Consider the following 13,583-nt stretch of genomic DNA (forward strand, 5'->3'; position numbering starts at 1 on the left):
CCAGGATCACGGGGAGGGGGTCGGTGTCCGGCTCGTCCGCCTGCGGGCGGGCGTCCGGCTGCGCGGCACGGCGGCGCTCGTGACGGGCGAAGGCCAGCACGATGCCGACCGCGCTCAAGGACAGGGTGAGCGCGGAACCACCATAGGAGATGAAGGGCAGGGGGACGCCCACCACGGGGATGACCCCGGAGACCATCGCGATGTTGACGGACGCCTGACCCACCAGCCAGGCCAGGATCCCCCACGTGGACAGGCGGATGAACGTGGACGTGGTCCCGGCGGCGACGCGGTAGATGCCGATCGCCAGGCCGAGGTAGGCCAGCAGCACCACCAGCGTGCCCACGAGCCCGAGCTCCTCGCCGAGGATGGTGAAGATGAAGTCGTTCTCGGCCTCCGGGATGTAGCTCCACTTCTGGCGGGACTGGCCGAGGCCCGCGCCCCACCAGCCGCCCGAGGCCAGGGCGTACATCCCGTGCGCCGGCTGGAAGCAGGGGTCGGTGGCGTCCGAGCAGTCCCCCATCCAGGCCTGCACCCGGACCATGCGGTGCGGGGCGAGGAGGGTCAGGGCCAGGATGCCCAGCACGCTCAGCGCCAGGAAGGTGAGGAAGACCCCCCAGTGGGTGCCGGCCACATACAGCACCGTGGCCAGCACGATCGCGAGGATGATCGCGGTCCCGAGGTCGCTGCCCGCCATCACCAGGCCCAGCAGCAGCAGGCCGCCGGGCAGCACCGGGATCAGGGCGTGCCGCACCTGGGTGACGAGGCGGTGCTTGCGCTCCAGGACCGCCGCCGCCCACAGGGCCAGGGCGAGCTTGGCGGCCTCGGAGGGCTGCATCCGGAACCCGCCGATGCCCAGCCAGTTGCGATTGCCGCCCACGGTGACGCCGAGCGGGGAGAACGCGACCAGCGCGAGCAGGATCACGGCCACGCCGAACGCCGGCCAGGCGAGCGCCTTGAAGACGCGCACCGGCAGGCGCGAGAACACGAGCAGGGCCGCCACGCCCGCCACCGCCCAGGCGCTCTGGCGCAGGAACAGCGCGTACGAGCCGCCGCCGGTGCCGATCGCCTCGACGGAGGACGAGGAGAGCACCATCACGAGCCCCAGCACGGTGAGCAGGGCGGTGCAGCCGCTGATGAGCAGGACCGACAGGTCGAGGGCGCGGCGACCCTCGAGGACCCGCCACATCCGGTGCAGGAGCCGCTCCCGGTGCTCGGGGGCGTCGTCGTCCGCGCGGGGGCGGACCGGGCGGAGCTCGATCGGGGACATGGCCCTCCTCACGGGGGAAGCGAGACGGTCGGGTGGGCGGCGGGTCAGTCGGTGTCGGGGGCGGCGTCGTCGTGCACGTCCCAGCCGTGCTCGCGCATCAGCCCGGCGACGGCCTCGATGAATGCGTCGCCGCGGGCCGCGTAGGAGCGGAACTGGTCCATCGACGCCGCGGCGGGCGCCATGAGCACGGTGTCACCGGGGCGGGCCAGGCCGTCGGCCACGCGCACCGCCTCGGCCATCACGGCCGCGCCGTCGGCGGGGCCGGTGCCGTCGGCCGCGGCGAGGGGGGCGTGGACGGGGACGTCCGGGGCGTGCGCGGCCAGGGCAGCGCGCAGGGCCGAGGTGTCCCTGCCCAGGAGCACCACCGCCCGGAGCCGGTGGGCGTGCGCGGCCACCAGCTCGTGATAGGTCACGCCCTTGGGCAGGCCGCCGGCCAGCCACACCACGGAGCTGAACGCCGCCAGCGACGCGTCCGCGGCGTGCGGGTTCGTCGCCTTGGAGTCGTTGACCCACATGATGTCGCGGGAGGTGGCCACGAGCTGGATGCGGTGCTCCCCGCGGTCGTAGGAGCGCAGGCCCTCGGCCACGGCCGCGGGGCTCACCCCGACGGCCCGGGTCAGCGCCGCCGCGGCGGCCGCGTTGGCCATGGTGTGGCGCGGCGCCACCGGGCCCAGGTCGGCGCGCTCGGCCAGGGCGATCGCCTCGTGGCGCCGGTTGTCCAGGAACGCACGGTCCACGAGGATCCCGTCCACGACGCCGATGTCGGACAGGCCCGGGGTGTCCGTGGTGAAGCCGATCGCGCGGCAGCCCTCCTGGACGTCCGCGCGCTCCACGAGGGTGCGGGTCAGCGGGTCCTGCTCGTTGAACACGCAGGCCACCCGCGTGTTCGCATACACCTTGCCCTTGGCGGCGGCGTACTCCTCCATCGAGCCGTGCCAGTCCACGTGGTCCTCGGCCAGGTTCAGCACCGCAGACGACGCCGGGGCCAGGCCGTGCGTCCAGTGCAGCTGGAAGCTGGAGAGCTCGAGGGCGAGCACGTCGAAGCCCTGCGGGTCGCGGATCGCGTCGAGCACGGGGGTGCCGACGTTGCCGCAGGCCACCGCTCGACGGCCGTCCGCCCGCAGGATGGCCTCGACCATCGTCACGGTCGTCGTCTTGCCGTTCGTGCCCGTCAGGCACACCCAGTCGGCGGTCTTCCGGCCGGCGCGCTCGCGCAGCCGCCAGGCGAGTTCGACGTCGGACCAGATCGGCAGGCCCGCCGCGTGGGCGGCCATCAGCAGCGGCTGGTCCGGCCGCCAGCCCGGGGAGGTCACGACGAGGTCCGCGGCGGCGCCGTCGACCTCGGGCAGCGCCTGCGTGGCCGCCCGGTCCAGCAGGACCTCGCGGACCCCCACGATCCGCAGGGTCTCGGCGCGCGCCCGGTTCTCGGGGCCGTCATCGCCGTCCACCACCACGACGGCGGCGCCCAGCTCGGCCAGGGTGTCGGCCACGGAGAAGCCGGTGACGCCCAGGCCCGTGACGACGACGCGCAGGCCGGCCCACCCCGGGGCGTCCCAGGACGTGAGGTCGGCGGTGCGGGCGGTGTCGGCGCGAGGCCGGCGCACCGGTGCGAGCGCGGCGTCGGACGCGGGGCCGGTCACGGGGTCACCCCCGCGAGGCCGCCCTGGCGGATGAGCCAGTCGCCGTAGAAGATCGCGAGCCCCACGGTGACGCACATCAGGGACAGCAGCCAGAAGCGGACCACGACGGTCACCTCGGCCCAGCCCTTGAGCTCGAAGTGGTGCTGCAGCGGCGCCATCAGGAACACGCGCTTGCCGCCGGAGACCTTGAACCAGCCCACCTGGATGATGACGGAGAGCGTGATCGCGACCATGAGGCCGGCCAGCACGGCCACCAGGATCTCGGTGCGCGTGAAGATCGCGAAGCCGGCCAGGGCGCCGCCCAGGCCCAGGGAGCCGGTGTCCCCCATGAAGATCTTGGCCGGCGAGGTGTTCCACCAGAGGAAGCCCAGCAGGCTGCCCGTGAGGATCGCCGCGAGCAGGGCGAGGTCCATGGGGTCGCGGACCTCGTAGCAGCCGCGGGTGCCCTCGAGCGCGCAGGACTGGCTCGACTGGAAGAGCGATATCAGGACGTAGGCGCCCGTGATCATGGCGGTGGCGCCCGTGGCGAGCCCGTCGAGGCCATCCGTGAGGTTCACGGCGTTCGTGGTGGCGGTGGTGATGAGGTTCGACCAGATCACGAACAGGATGACGCCGATCGCGGGTCCGGCGAAGGCCAGGTCGAGCCACGGGATGTCCCGGGCGAAGGAGATCGCCGTCGAGGCGGGGGTCAGGCCCCGCTCGTCCGGGAAGTTCAGGGCGAGGACCGCGAAGGCGGTGCCGATCAGGGCCTGGAGGATGATCTTGCCGCGCGGCGTCAGGCCGAGCGAGCGCTGCTTCGTGATCTTCGTGAAGTCGTCCACGAAACCGACGAAGGCCATGCCCACCGTGAGCAGCAGCAGGATCAGGCCGGAGGCCGTGGGCCCGCCGAAGTCGACGCCGAACACCGCGAGCAGCCCGTGGGTGATCAGGTACGCCAGCACCATGGAGCCGATGATGACCGCGCCGCCCATCGTGGGCGTGCCGCGCTTGGTCTTGTGGGTGGTCGGGCCGTCGTCGCGGACGAACTGGCCGTATCCGCGCTTGACGAGGAACCTGATGAACAGCGGGGTGCCGACGGCCGAGAGGACCAGGCCGAGCACGCCGCCGATGAGCAGTCCGATCACGGTCGGGACTCCTTCGGGGAGGCGGAGGGGGCGGCGACGGCGTCGGCCGTGGCGAGGCGCTCGCCGAGGGCCGCGAGCCCGACGCCGTTGGAGGACTTGACGAGGACGAGGTCGCCGGGGCGCAGGTGCTCGGCGAGGAACGCCTCGGCCTGCGCGGCGTCGTCGACGAAGTGCGCCTCCTCGCCCCAGCTGCCCTCGTTGAGGGCGCCGATGTAGAGCGGCCGGGCTCCGGCGCCCACCACCAGCAGCTGGGCGATGTTCAGGCGCACCACGGACTCGCCCACGAGGGTGTGCTCACGGACGCGGGCATCGCCGAGCTCGAGCATCTCCCCCAGGACGGCCCAGGTGCGGCGGCCGCTGGAGCGGCCGAGGGTGGCCAGCGTCCGCAGCGCGGCGCGCATGGACTCGGGGTTGGCGTTGTACGCGTCGTTGATGATCGTGACGCCGTCCGCGCGGTCGGTGCGCTCCATCCGGAAGCGGCTGGCGGGCCCGAGCCCGTCGAGACCACGGGCGATCTCGGCCGGGTCCATGCCGGCGGCGTGGGCGGCCGCGGCGGCGGCCAGCACGTTGTGCACGTGGTGCAGGCCGGTCAGTCCGGAGGCGACCGGATGCCGCACGGCGGCCTCATCCGTCCCGACCTGCAGGTCGAAGACGGGGCGCTCCTGGTCGTCGGCTCGCACGTCCCGTGCGGCGACGAGTCCCGACGCGCGGCCGGCGGCCACGTCCTCGGCCGCGCGGGCGACGCCCCGCTCGTCCGCGGTGAACCAGGTGATCGGGGCGGCGGTCCGTGCCGCCATGCCGGCGACACGCTCGTCGTCGAGGTTGAGGACGGCGACGCCCTCGGGGCCGAGGGCCTCCACGAGCTCGCCCTTGGTGCGCGCGATGTTCGCCACGCCGCCGAAGCTGCCCGCATGGGCGGTGCCCACCATGAGCACGACGCCGATGTCCGGGCGCACGATGTCGCAGAGGTACGCGATGTTGCCGACGTGGTCCGCGCCCATCTCGACCACGAGGAAGCGCGTGTCCAGCTCCGCCCGGAACACCGTGAGCGGCACGCCGACCTCGCCGTTGTACGAGCCGACCGGTGCGACGGTGGGGCCCTGGGTGGCCAGCAGCGCGGCGAGCAGGTCCTTCGTGGTGGTCTTGCCGGCCGAGCCGGTGATGCCGATGACGGTGGTCGGGGAGTGCTCCCGGACGCGGCGCACGACCTCCCGGGCGAGCGCGCCCATCGCGAGCACGGCGTCCGGAACGAGGATCGCCGGGTGCGCGGCGCCGTCGGGGGCGTGCGTGGCGCGCTCGGCGAGCACAGCGGCGGCGCCGGCGCCCAGCGCGGCGTCGATGAAGTCGTGGCCGTCGGCGCGCTCCCCCGGCTTCGCCACGTAGAGCGTGCCCTCGGCGGTGACCTCCCGCGAGTCGGGGGTGACGTGCACCAGCACGGTGGCGGGGTCGAGGGTGGCCGAGAGCGTGCCGGACACGGCCTCGGCGATCTGGGCTGCGGTGAGAGCGATCATGACTCGATGACCTTACCCTCGCGGGCGGGGCCGGAGCCCGAGGCGGAGGCCGCCGCGACACGGGCGGCCAGGGCCTCGCGCAGGGCCACCCGGTCGTCCAGCGGGACGAGCTCGCCGTCGTAGTCCATCGTGGTCTCGTGCCCGCGGCCGGCCAGGAGGATGCCGTCCTGCGGCCCCGCCAGCTCCACGGCGCGGCGGATGGCCGTGGCACGGTCGGCCACCTCCTCGATCACGACCGTGCGGCCCTCCTCCCGCGCGATGCGGTCGGCCTCGGCGCGGGCGCCGGCGAGGATGTGGGCGCGGATCGGGGCCGGGTCCTCCGAGTGGGGGGTGTCGTCGGTGACGATCAGCACATCCGCCGCCCGGGCCGCGATCGCGCCCATCACGGGCCGCTTGTCACGGTCACGGTCGCCGGCGGAGCCGAACACGATCAGGGTGCGGCCGCGCGTCCCGGCCGCCGCCCGGGCGTCGGCGAGGGAGCGCAGCGCCTGGACCATGCCGTCCGGGTTGTGCGCGAAGTCGACGACGGCGTCCGGCTCGCGGCCCACGACCTCCATCCGCCCCGGGACGGCGGCAGCCAGAGGGCCCTCCCCCGCGGGCACGTCCAGGACCGCGGCGAGCGCGTCCAGGTGCTCCTCCCCCACGGCGTGCAGCACGAGCAGAACCGCGAGGGCCGCGTTGGCCACGTTGAAGCGGCCCGGCAGACCGACGGAGGCCCGCAGCTCCCGGCCCGTGGCCGCGTGGCGCAGCGTGAAGCGGTGGCCGAGGCCGTCCGGCGCGAGCTCGGCGACCTCCCAGTCCGCCCGGAGGCCGGGGTCGTGTTCGGCCAGGGCGCCCGGCGTCGGCGCGGCCGGCCCGAGGGCGAGCGTGGTGACGGGAGCGCCGGCGGCCCGGGCCATGGCGACGCCCCAGCGGGGCCCCTCGCCGCCGTCGAGCGTGATGACGGCGTGGTCGGTGCGAGCGGGGTCGAACAGACCGGCCTTGGCCGCGAAGTACTCCTGCATCGAGCCGTGCATGTCCAGGTGGTCCTGGGTCAGGTTGGTGAACCCGGCCACCGCGTAGCGCAGGCCGGCGATCCGCTGGTACGCCACGGCGTGGGAGGAGACCTCCATGACGGCGGTGTCCACCTCCTCCTCGCGCATGAGCGCCATGAGGGCGTGCAGCTGGGTGGCCTCGGGCGTGGTGAGCGTGGAGGGGACCTCCCGCTCCCCCGCGCGGATCAGGATCGTGCCCACGATGCCCGACCGGCGCCCCAGGGCCTCGAGCAGGGCGGCGGCGAGGAAGCTCGTGGTGGTCTTGCCGTTGGTGCCGGTCACGCCGAGCAGGCGCGGGCCGGTGTCGCCCCCGCCGCCGTAGACGCGGGCCGCCACGGTGCCGGCGGCGGTGCGCACGGCGTCGACCTCGAGCACCGGGACGTCGGCCAGGCCCTGCTCCGCCAGGAGCGCGCGGCCCGCCGCGTCCGTCAGGACGCCGACGGCGCCGGCCTCCAGTGCCGTGGCCGCGAACGCCGCGCCGTGGGCGCGCGCCCCCGGAACGGCGACGTAGAGGTCGCCCGGGCGCACGACACGCGAGTCGAGGCTGACCCCCGTGACGCCGTCGGCCGGGGCCGCGCCGTGGACGTGGGCCGCGATCCCCGCCTCGGCCAGCGCCTGTGCGAGGGCGGGCCAGGCCGCGGCGGGGGTGTGGGAGGGGCCAGCGCCGTCCCCGTCCGCGCCCCTGCTCTCCGGAAAGGACGGCACCATGCCCGTGGCATCCTCGCCCGCCTCGGCCCCCCGCGCAGGGGGGTCGCTCGGAGTGGTCATGGGGGTGCTCCTGGGGTGCTCGGGGCCGGAGGCGTGGGTCACCACGGCCGGTCCTGCGGATCGTCCACGAAGACGCGGTAGTCGTTCGGCTCGGCTCCGGTGGCGGGCACGTCCGCCTGGCGGAGCATGTACTCCATGATCGTGGCGGCCGCGACGGACACGTCTCGGGAGCCCTGCTTCGACGGCGGCCGATGCATGGACACGGACACCACGAAGCGGGGGTCGTCGAGCGGGGCGACGGCGGTGAAGCCGAGGTTGTAGCCGTCGTACGTGCCGGTGTCGCTCGCGGCCTCGGCGGTGGAGGACTTGCCGCCCACGCGATACCCGGGGATCGCGGCGGCCTTGCTGGTGCCCTGCGTCACGACGGTCTCCATCATGCGGAGCATCTGCGCCGCCGTCTCCTCGGAGACCACGCGGTGGGGCTCCGCGGACGACTCCCAGCGCTTCTCCGCGCCGTCGCCGTCCACCGTGGCGTCGATCAGCCGGGCCGGGATCAGCACGCCGCCGTTGGCGAGGGCCTGGTACATCTGGGCGGTGTGCAGGGTGGTCTGGGTGTAGCCCTGGCCGAAGGCCGTGGTCAGGCGCTGGCGGCCGTCCCACTGTTCGGGCGGGACGAGGACGCTGCCCGCCTGCTGCGGCAGGCCGAGGTCGATGGGCTGGCCGACCCCGAAGGAGCGCATGTACTCGTAGCGCTGCTCGTCCGTGATCTTCTCGGCGATCTGCACCGTGCCCGTGTTGTAGGAGCGCGCGTAGATGCCTGCCACGGTCATGTCGAACGTCGGGTGCGGGGAGAAGTCCCGGATGGTCTGCCCGTCGAAGTCCTGGCTGCCGGGGACGGTGAAGCCGTCCGTGGCGGTGACCTTCCCGGCGTCGACGGCGGCCGCGATCGGCAGCGCCTTGCCCGTGGAGCCCGGCTCGTACGGCGTGCTCATCACGGTGGAGGTGCGGAAGTTCCCCTCGGTGGCGTCGGGGTCGGCGGGGTCCACCGTGGTGGAGTCCGCCATGACGATCACGTCGCCCATCTTCACGTCCATCACGACGGCGTTCGCCCACTCCGCCTCGTACTCGGCGGCGAGGGCGCCGAGGGTCTCCTGCGCGAACCACTGGGCGTCCTTGTCCACGGTCAGGCGCAGGTCGGCGCCGTCCACGGCCGGAACCTCCTCGAGCGGGGCGTTGGGGATGCGGATGCCGTCTGCGCCCACCTCGAACGTGCGGGTGCCCGGGGTGCCGGTCATGACGTCGTCCTGGCTGAGCTCGAGGCCCTCGAGGGCGGTGCCGTCGCCACCCATGAAGCCGATGATGCTGCCGGCGACCGACCCGTTCGGGTAGGTGCGGCGGTCCACCGCCTCGGAGAGCAGGCCCGGCACGTTGAGGGCCATGGCCGCATCCCGCACCTCCGGGGTCACGGAGCGACGCACCACGGCGTACGGGCGGGAGCCGATGGTGGCCTCGCGCACCTCCTCCTCCGACATGCCGAGCACCTCGGCCAGGCTGGCCAGGCGGGAGTCCACGTCCACCAGCACGGTCTCCCGGGCCTCGCGGTCCCATTCGTTGAAGTCCTTGACGAGGCGCTGGTCCACGACGATGTCGTAGCGGCGCACGCTGGCGGCCAGCACGTCGCCGTCGCGGTCCAGGATGGACCCGCGCTGCGGCAGGGTCTCCTGGTGTGTCAGGCGCTGGTCCATGGCCGCCGCGGCCTGCCCCGTGGGGTCGATGCCCTGCACGTAGACGAGCCGCAGTGCGAGCCCGCCGAGCAGGACGAAGACGAGCAGGAGAAGGATGCGGGTGCGCACGGCGGGGTGCCCGGGAGCGGGCCCGACCGTCGATCCGCCGCGGGGAAGGTGCGAGGCGGGACGGTCGATCAACGGTCGGCGGCGTCCTGGTCGGGGGCGGCGGAGGCGTCCTCGCCGCCGAGGGTGCGCGGTCCCTCGATCTCGTCCTGGCCGTCGCCGGCCGTCCCCTGGCGGACCGCGTCCGCGTCCGCCGGCGGCGCGACGTAGGTGGCGGAGATGTCGCCGTCCTGGGCCGCCTGGGCCTCGCCGCTGAACTGGCCCGTGCCCGCGTCCACGGAGGCGGTGCCGGCGGGGGCGACCATCCCGAGGGCGTCGGCGCGCGCGGCCAGGTTCTGCGGCGCCTCGAGGTGGCCCACCTGTTCGGCCAGCCGCTCATTGGTCTCGGTGACGGCCTGCTGCTCCTGGCGCAGGTCCAGGAGGGCGTACTGCCGGTTGGACATCGTGATGTTCATGACGAGCACCGCCGCGAGCGCGGCGAGCACCACGAGGACGCACAGCACGGTCACCCCGGAGCGGGATCGGGGCAGCGGGGCGGGCACCACCGAGAGCGGCGTGCGCTCCTGCGGAGTCGGCCGCGCAGGGGCGACGGGGGTCGACCCGGGGCGCAGCGACTCTGCGATCCGTGCGTGTGCGGCCATGCTCATCTCCTCGTGCAGCGTCATGCCGTGGTCCTGGACGTCCTGATCTTCTCAACCGCACGCACTCTCGCGGAGGAGGCGCGACGGTTCTCGGAGATTTCTTCTTCGGTGGGCTTCTCGGTGCCGCGGGTGAGCACCCGCACCACGGGTTCGTGCTCCTCCAGCACCACTGGGAACCCCGGGGGCGCCGTGGACGTGGCCCACGCGCTCAGGTGCCGCTTCGTGATGCGGTCTTCGAGGGAGTGGTAGCTCATCACCACGAGGCGCCCGCCCACGTGGAGGGCGTCGAGGATGGCGGGCACGGCGGCGTCGAGGATGTCGAGCTCCTCGTTCACGGCGATGCGCAGGGCCTGGAAGGTGCGCTTGGCCGGGTGCCCGCCGGTTGCCCCCGCGGCGACGGGGACGGCCGAGCGGATCACCTCGACGAGGCGGCCGGTGGTCTCGATGGGGGCCTCGTCGCGGGCCCGGACGATGGCCCGTGCGATGGGGCCGGCGAAGCGCTCCTCGCCGTCGCGACGGATGATGCGGCGCAGCTCCTGCTCGTCCAGCTCCGCCACGAGCGTCGCGGCGGAGCGCTCGGCGGTGTCGTCCATGCGCATGTCCAGCGGAGCGTCGTAGGAGTAGGCGAAGCCGCGCTCCCGGTCGTCCAGCTGGTAGGAGGACACACCGAGGTCGTAGAGCGCGGCGTCGACCTTCGTGACGCCCGCGGCGGCCATGGCCTCGGGCACCCGGTCGTAGGTGCCGTGGAAGGGGATCAGGCGCTCGGCGAGGGGGCCGAGGCGCTCGACGGCCATGGCCTGGGCGTGGACGTCGCGGTCGATGCCGATGACGCGCAGGTGGGGGAACCGGGTCAGCAGGGCCTCGGTGTGCCCGCCCATGCCCAGCGTGCCGTCGACGGCGACGGGCGTACGGCCGGCCTCGAGCGCGGCCTGGACGGCGGGGGCGAGGAGGTCGACGACGCGGTCCCGCATCACGGGCAGGTGGCGGTCCTCGGGGCGCGGCTGGCCTGCGTCCACTCTCGACCTCCTGCTCACATCGCGGTCCTGGCGGACCTCGGGCGGGATCCCCATCCGTCCGCCGCCGCGCCTGGCCCAGGGGAAGACGGGTCAGGTGCGGCGGCGTCGGCTGGAGGTCTCGCTCGAGGTCGGGTGGTCATGGTCAGAAGACGCCGGGCAGGACGTCCTCGTCGGTCTCGGAGAAGGCGGCTTCCTGCTCGGCGAGGTAGGTGTTCCAGGACTCCGAGTCCCAGATCTCCACTCGCGTCCCCGCGCCGATCACGGTCACGTCCCGGTCCAGCCCCGCGTACTGTCGCAGCGGCGCCGGCACGGTCACCCGACCCTGCTTGTCCGGGACCTCGTCCGACGCCCCCGAGAGGAAGACGCGGATGTAGTCACGGGCCTGGCGGGAGGACAGTGGAGCCGACCTCATCTGCTCGTGGACCCGCTCGAACTCACGAGCGCTGAACACGTAGATGCAGCGCTCCTGACCCCGGGTCAGGACCAGCCCCTCCGCCAGCTCCTCGCGGAACTTGGCGGGGAGGATCAGCCGGGACTTCTCGTCGAGCCGGGGGGTGTACGTGCCCAAGAACACGGCAGACCCCCTGGCTCGTCAAGCGGTCCCTCCCGACCAAGGTCGGGACCCATGCTCTCTCCTTCCCTCCACATTACCCCACTTCCCTCCACCATCAACCCCGGACGCGGGTCCCGGCGCCACGGGCGTGTCGAGGCCCCCCGAGTCCGGCGCGCCATCCCGCGGGTCCCGGGGCCGGCGTCGCCGTGGAGGGACGTGGAGGACCGGTGGGCCCCGGTGGAGGGCCTCGGCGATGACGGAGCCTCGGGCAGCGGAAAGGCCCCGATCCGGAGCGGATCGGGGCCTGGAGTGGAGGATAGTGGGGGCCCGGCGGGCCAGGCGCTCAGTCGCCTCCGGCGCGCCGCTCGTCCCAGCGCCGCTCGAGGCGGCCCATGAAGTCGCCGCCTCCCTGCCGTCGCGGTGCGCCCGACCGGCGGGCCTCCGGGCCCGAGGCCCCGGAGGCGACAGCGCGCGGCCGCGTGGTCAGCAGGAAGATGCCGGCCCCGATGACGACGACGCCGAGCACGCCCAGGAGGATCGCGTGGTTGGCGACCCCGAGGACCACGACGAGCAGCCCGACCACTGCGAGGACGGCCCCGGCCACGACGCGACCCACGGGCAGCCGATGCCGCCCCGTGTCCGCCATCTGGGTGGCCAGCCGGGGGTCCTCGGTGCGCAGCTGCTGCTCCAGCTGGTCCAGCATCCGCTGCTCATGCTCTGAGAGGGGCATGGCGACTCCTTCGAACGCGGCCTCCGACACCTCCGGGACCGGGAGGGGACGCCCGCGCGTCCGACTTGCCCTCCAGGATAGGACCTGCCGCCCCACCCTAGCCAGGTGGCGACGTCGCCGGCCCCGGAACCCCTCACTCCCGGTCCGGGCCTCCGGGGCCCGGCCGCGGCGCGTCCCGGCGGGCGTCGGCGCGGGCCTCGCGGCGACCCAGCAGCGACGCCGGCCGCACGGCCGCCGTCGGGAAGCGCCGGGCGACGGCGTCCAGGGCGGCCTCGGCACCGGCCCAGTCGCCCGCCTCCGACGCCTCGCCCTCCGTCCCCCAGGCGGGACCGCCGAAGAGCGCCTCCTGGGCCGGGGGCTGATCGGCCTCGTCCCCGAGGCGCTCGGCGCGCACGCCCACGAGCCGGACCGGATGCGGCCGTTCGGCGTGCAGCTCGCGGACGAGTCGCCGCGCCGGGCCGAGGAGGTCGTGGCCCGTGGCGGTCGGCCGGGCGAGGCGGGCGGTGCGGCTGCGGACCGACCCGTCCGGCGCCTTGAGGCGGACTGTGACCGCGCCGGCGGTGACCTGCTCCGCACGCAGCCGGGCCGCGACCCGGTGGCACAGGCGCAGGACCTCCGGGTCGACGCCCGCGACGTCGACGGGGTCGACGTCGAAGGTGTGGTCCGCCCCGATGCTGCGGGCCGCCGGGCGCGGGGCGACGGGGCGCGGGTCGATGCCCCGGGCGAGCGACGCCCACTCCCGGCCGGCGGCCCCGAACGACGCCTCCAGCCGCGCCGGGTCCACCCGGGCGAGGTCACCGATGGTCGCCACCCCCCGCCGGGCGAGCCGCTCGGCCGCCTTGGGGCCCACGCCCCACAGCCGGCCCACGGGCAGCGGATGGAGGAAGTCCAGGGTGCGCTGCGGCGGCACGATCAGCAGGCCGTCGGGCTTGGCCGCGGTGGACGCCGTCTTGGCCACGAACTTCACGGCCGAGCCGCCCACGGTGCACGGCAGCCCCAGCGCGGAGCGGACGCGCTCCCGGATCAGGTGGCCGATGTGCTCGGGCGGGCCGAGCCGGCGGCGGGCGCCGGCGACGTCGAGGAACGCCTCGTCCACGCTGAGCTGCTCCATCACGGGGGTCACGTCCGCGAGCACGGCCATCACCTCGGCGGAGACGGCCCGGTAGAGCTGCTGGCGCGGCGGGATGACCACGAGGGGCGGGCACAGGGCGCGGGCGTGCGCCAGGGGCATCGCCGAGCGGACCCCGTAGGCCCGCGCCGCGTACGAGGCGGAGAGCACCACGGACCGGCCGCTCGGGGCGGCGACGGCGGCGGGACGCCCCTCGAGGTCGGGCTGTTCGCGCAGCTCGACGGACAGGAAGAACGCGTCCATGTCCACGTGCAGGATCGTCGCCTCATCGCGGGGTGCAGCGGGCGCGCTCTCGGACATGGACCGAGCCTATCCGGGACCGGCGAGCCGCCGCGCGGCGCGGCTAGGGTGGGGCCATGCCCGCCGACGTCGCCGTCCCC

11 protein-coding genes are annotated in these 13,583 nt (G+C 74.5%); all 11 read right to left on the reverse strand.

Going from position 1 to position 13,583, the window contains the following annotated elements; genetic code table 11:
* Nucleotides 1-1,267, reverse strand: a 1,267-nt coding sequence (gene ftsW, locus J1M40_RS00390; RefSeq protein ID WP_206450320.1) for a putative lipid II flippase FtsW, incomplete at its 3' end; no start/stop codon positions are given.
* A gap of 44 nt (nucleotides 1,268-1,311) precedes the next feature.
* Nucleotides 1,312-2,907: a UDP-N-acetylmuramoyl-L-alanine--D-glutamate ligase gene (murD, locus tag J1M40_RS00395; RefSeq protein WP_036314161.1), complete on the reverse strand. Its 1,596-nt coding sequence runs from the start codon at nucleotides 2,905-2,907 to the stop codon at nucleotides 1,312-1,314.
* Nucleotides 2,904-4,031 carry a phospho-N-acetylmuramoyl-pentapeptide-transferase gene (mraY, locus tag J1M40_RS00400; RefSeq protein ID WP_036314159.1) on the reverse strand — a complete coding sequence of 376 codons (1,128 nt, stop codon included), beginning with the start codon at nucleotides 4,029-4,031 and terminating at the stop codon, nucleotides 2,904-2,906. The genes murD and mraY overlap by 4 nt, the downstream gene beginning before the upstream one ends.
* On the reverse strand, nucleotides 4,028-5,542 hold the full coding sequence (gene murF, locus J1M40_RS00405; protein WP_036314157.1) for a UDP-N-acetylmuramoyl-tripeptide--D-alanyl-D-alanine ligase: 1,515 nt from the start codon (nucleotides 5,540-5,542) through the stop codon (nucleotides 4,028-4,030). The genes mraY and murF overlap by 4 nt, the downstream gene beginning before the upstream one ends.
* Entirely contained in the window at nucleotides 5,539-7,344 is a 1,806-nt protein-coding gene (locus J1M40_RS00410; RefSeq protein ID WP_241251943.1) for a Mur ligase family protein, read from the reverse strand. The genes murF and J1M40_RS00410 overlap by 4 nt, the downstream gene beginning before the upstream one ends.
* A 38-nt stretch (nucleotides 7,345-7,382) precedes the next feature.
* On the reverse strand, nucleotides 7,383-9,137 hold the full coding sequence (locus tag J1M40_RS00415; protein WP_230297510.1) for a penicillin-binding protein 2: 1,755 nt from the start codon (nucleotides 9,135-9,137) through the stop codon (nucleotides 7,383-7,385).
* Nucleotides 9,138-9,205: 68 nt separating this feature from the next.
* Nucleotides 9,206-9,775, reverse strand: a complete 570-nt coding sequence (locus tag J1M40_RS00420; RefSeq protein ID WP_230297511.1) for a hypothetical protein — start codon at nucleotides 9,773-9,775, stop codon at nucleotides 9,206-9,208.
* 20 nt (nucleotides 9,776-9,795) lie between these two features.
* Entirely contained in the window at nucleotides 9,796-10,791 is a 996-nt protein-coding gene (gene rsmH / locus J1M40_RS00425; RefSeq protein ID WP_036314148.1) for a 16S rRNA (cytosine(1402)-N(4))-methyltransferase RsmH, read from the reverse strand.
* 142 nt (nucleotides 10,792-10,933) lie between these two features.
* Nucleotides 10,934-11,365: a division/cell wall cluster transcriptional repressor MraZ gene (mraZ, locus tag J1M40_RS00430; RefSeq protein WP_002854575.1), complete on the reverse strand. Its 432-nt coding sequence runs from the start codon at nucleotides 11,363-11,365 to the stop codon at nucleotides 10,934-10,936.
* 322 nt (nucleotides 11,366-11,687) lie between these two features.
* On the reverse strand, nucleotides 11,688-12,074 hold the full coding sequence (locus tag J1M40_RS00435) for a DUF3040 domain-containing protein (RefSeq protein ID WP_012750919.1): 387 nt from the start codon (nucleotides 12,072-12,074) through the stop codon (nucleotides 11,688-11,690).
* A gap of 133 nt (nucleotides 12,075-12,207) precedes the next feature.
* The gene (gene dinB, locus J1M40_RS00440) at nucleotides 12,208-13,503 is read right to left on the reverse strand and encodes a DNA polymerase IV (protein WP_036314146.1); all 1,296 of its coding nucleotides are present in this window, start codon (nucleotides 13,501-13,503) and stop codon (nucleotides 12,208-12,210) included.
* Nucleotides 13,504-13,583 lie beyond the last annotated feature (80 nt).

It is taken from the genome of Micrococcus sp. KRD026 (assembly GCF_017168445.1).
Classification (GTDB): Bacteria; Actinomycetota; Actinomycetes; order Actinomycetales; family Micrococcaceae; genus Micrococcus; species Micrococcus luteus.

What these genes read in the sequence shown, in the direction of transcription:
- dinB (WP_036314146.1), bottom strand. Translation starts at nt 13,503, where the DNA reads ATGTCCGAGAGCGCGCCCGCTGCACCCCGCGATGAGGCGACGATCCTG.
- J1M40_RS00435 (WP_012750919.1), bottom strand. Translation starts at nt 12,074, where the DNA reads ATGCCCCTCTCAGAGCATGAGCAGCGGATGCTGGACCAGCTGGAGCAG.
- J1M40_RS00420 (WP_230297511.1), bottom strand. Translation starts at nt 9,775, where the DNA reads ATGGCCGCACACGCACGGATCGCAGAGTCGCTGCGCCCCGGGTCGACC.
- murF (WP_036314157.1), bottom strand. Translation starts at nt 5,542, where the DNA reads ATGATCGCTCTCACCGCAGCCCAGATCGCCGAGGCCGTGTCCGGCACG.
- J1M40_RS00410 (WP_241251943.1), bottom strand. Translation starts at nt 7,344, where the DNA reads ATGACCACTCCGAGCGACCCCCCTGCGCGGGGGGCCGAGGCGGGCGAG.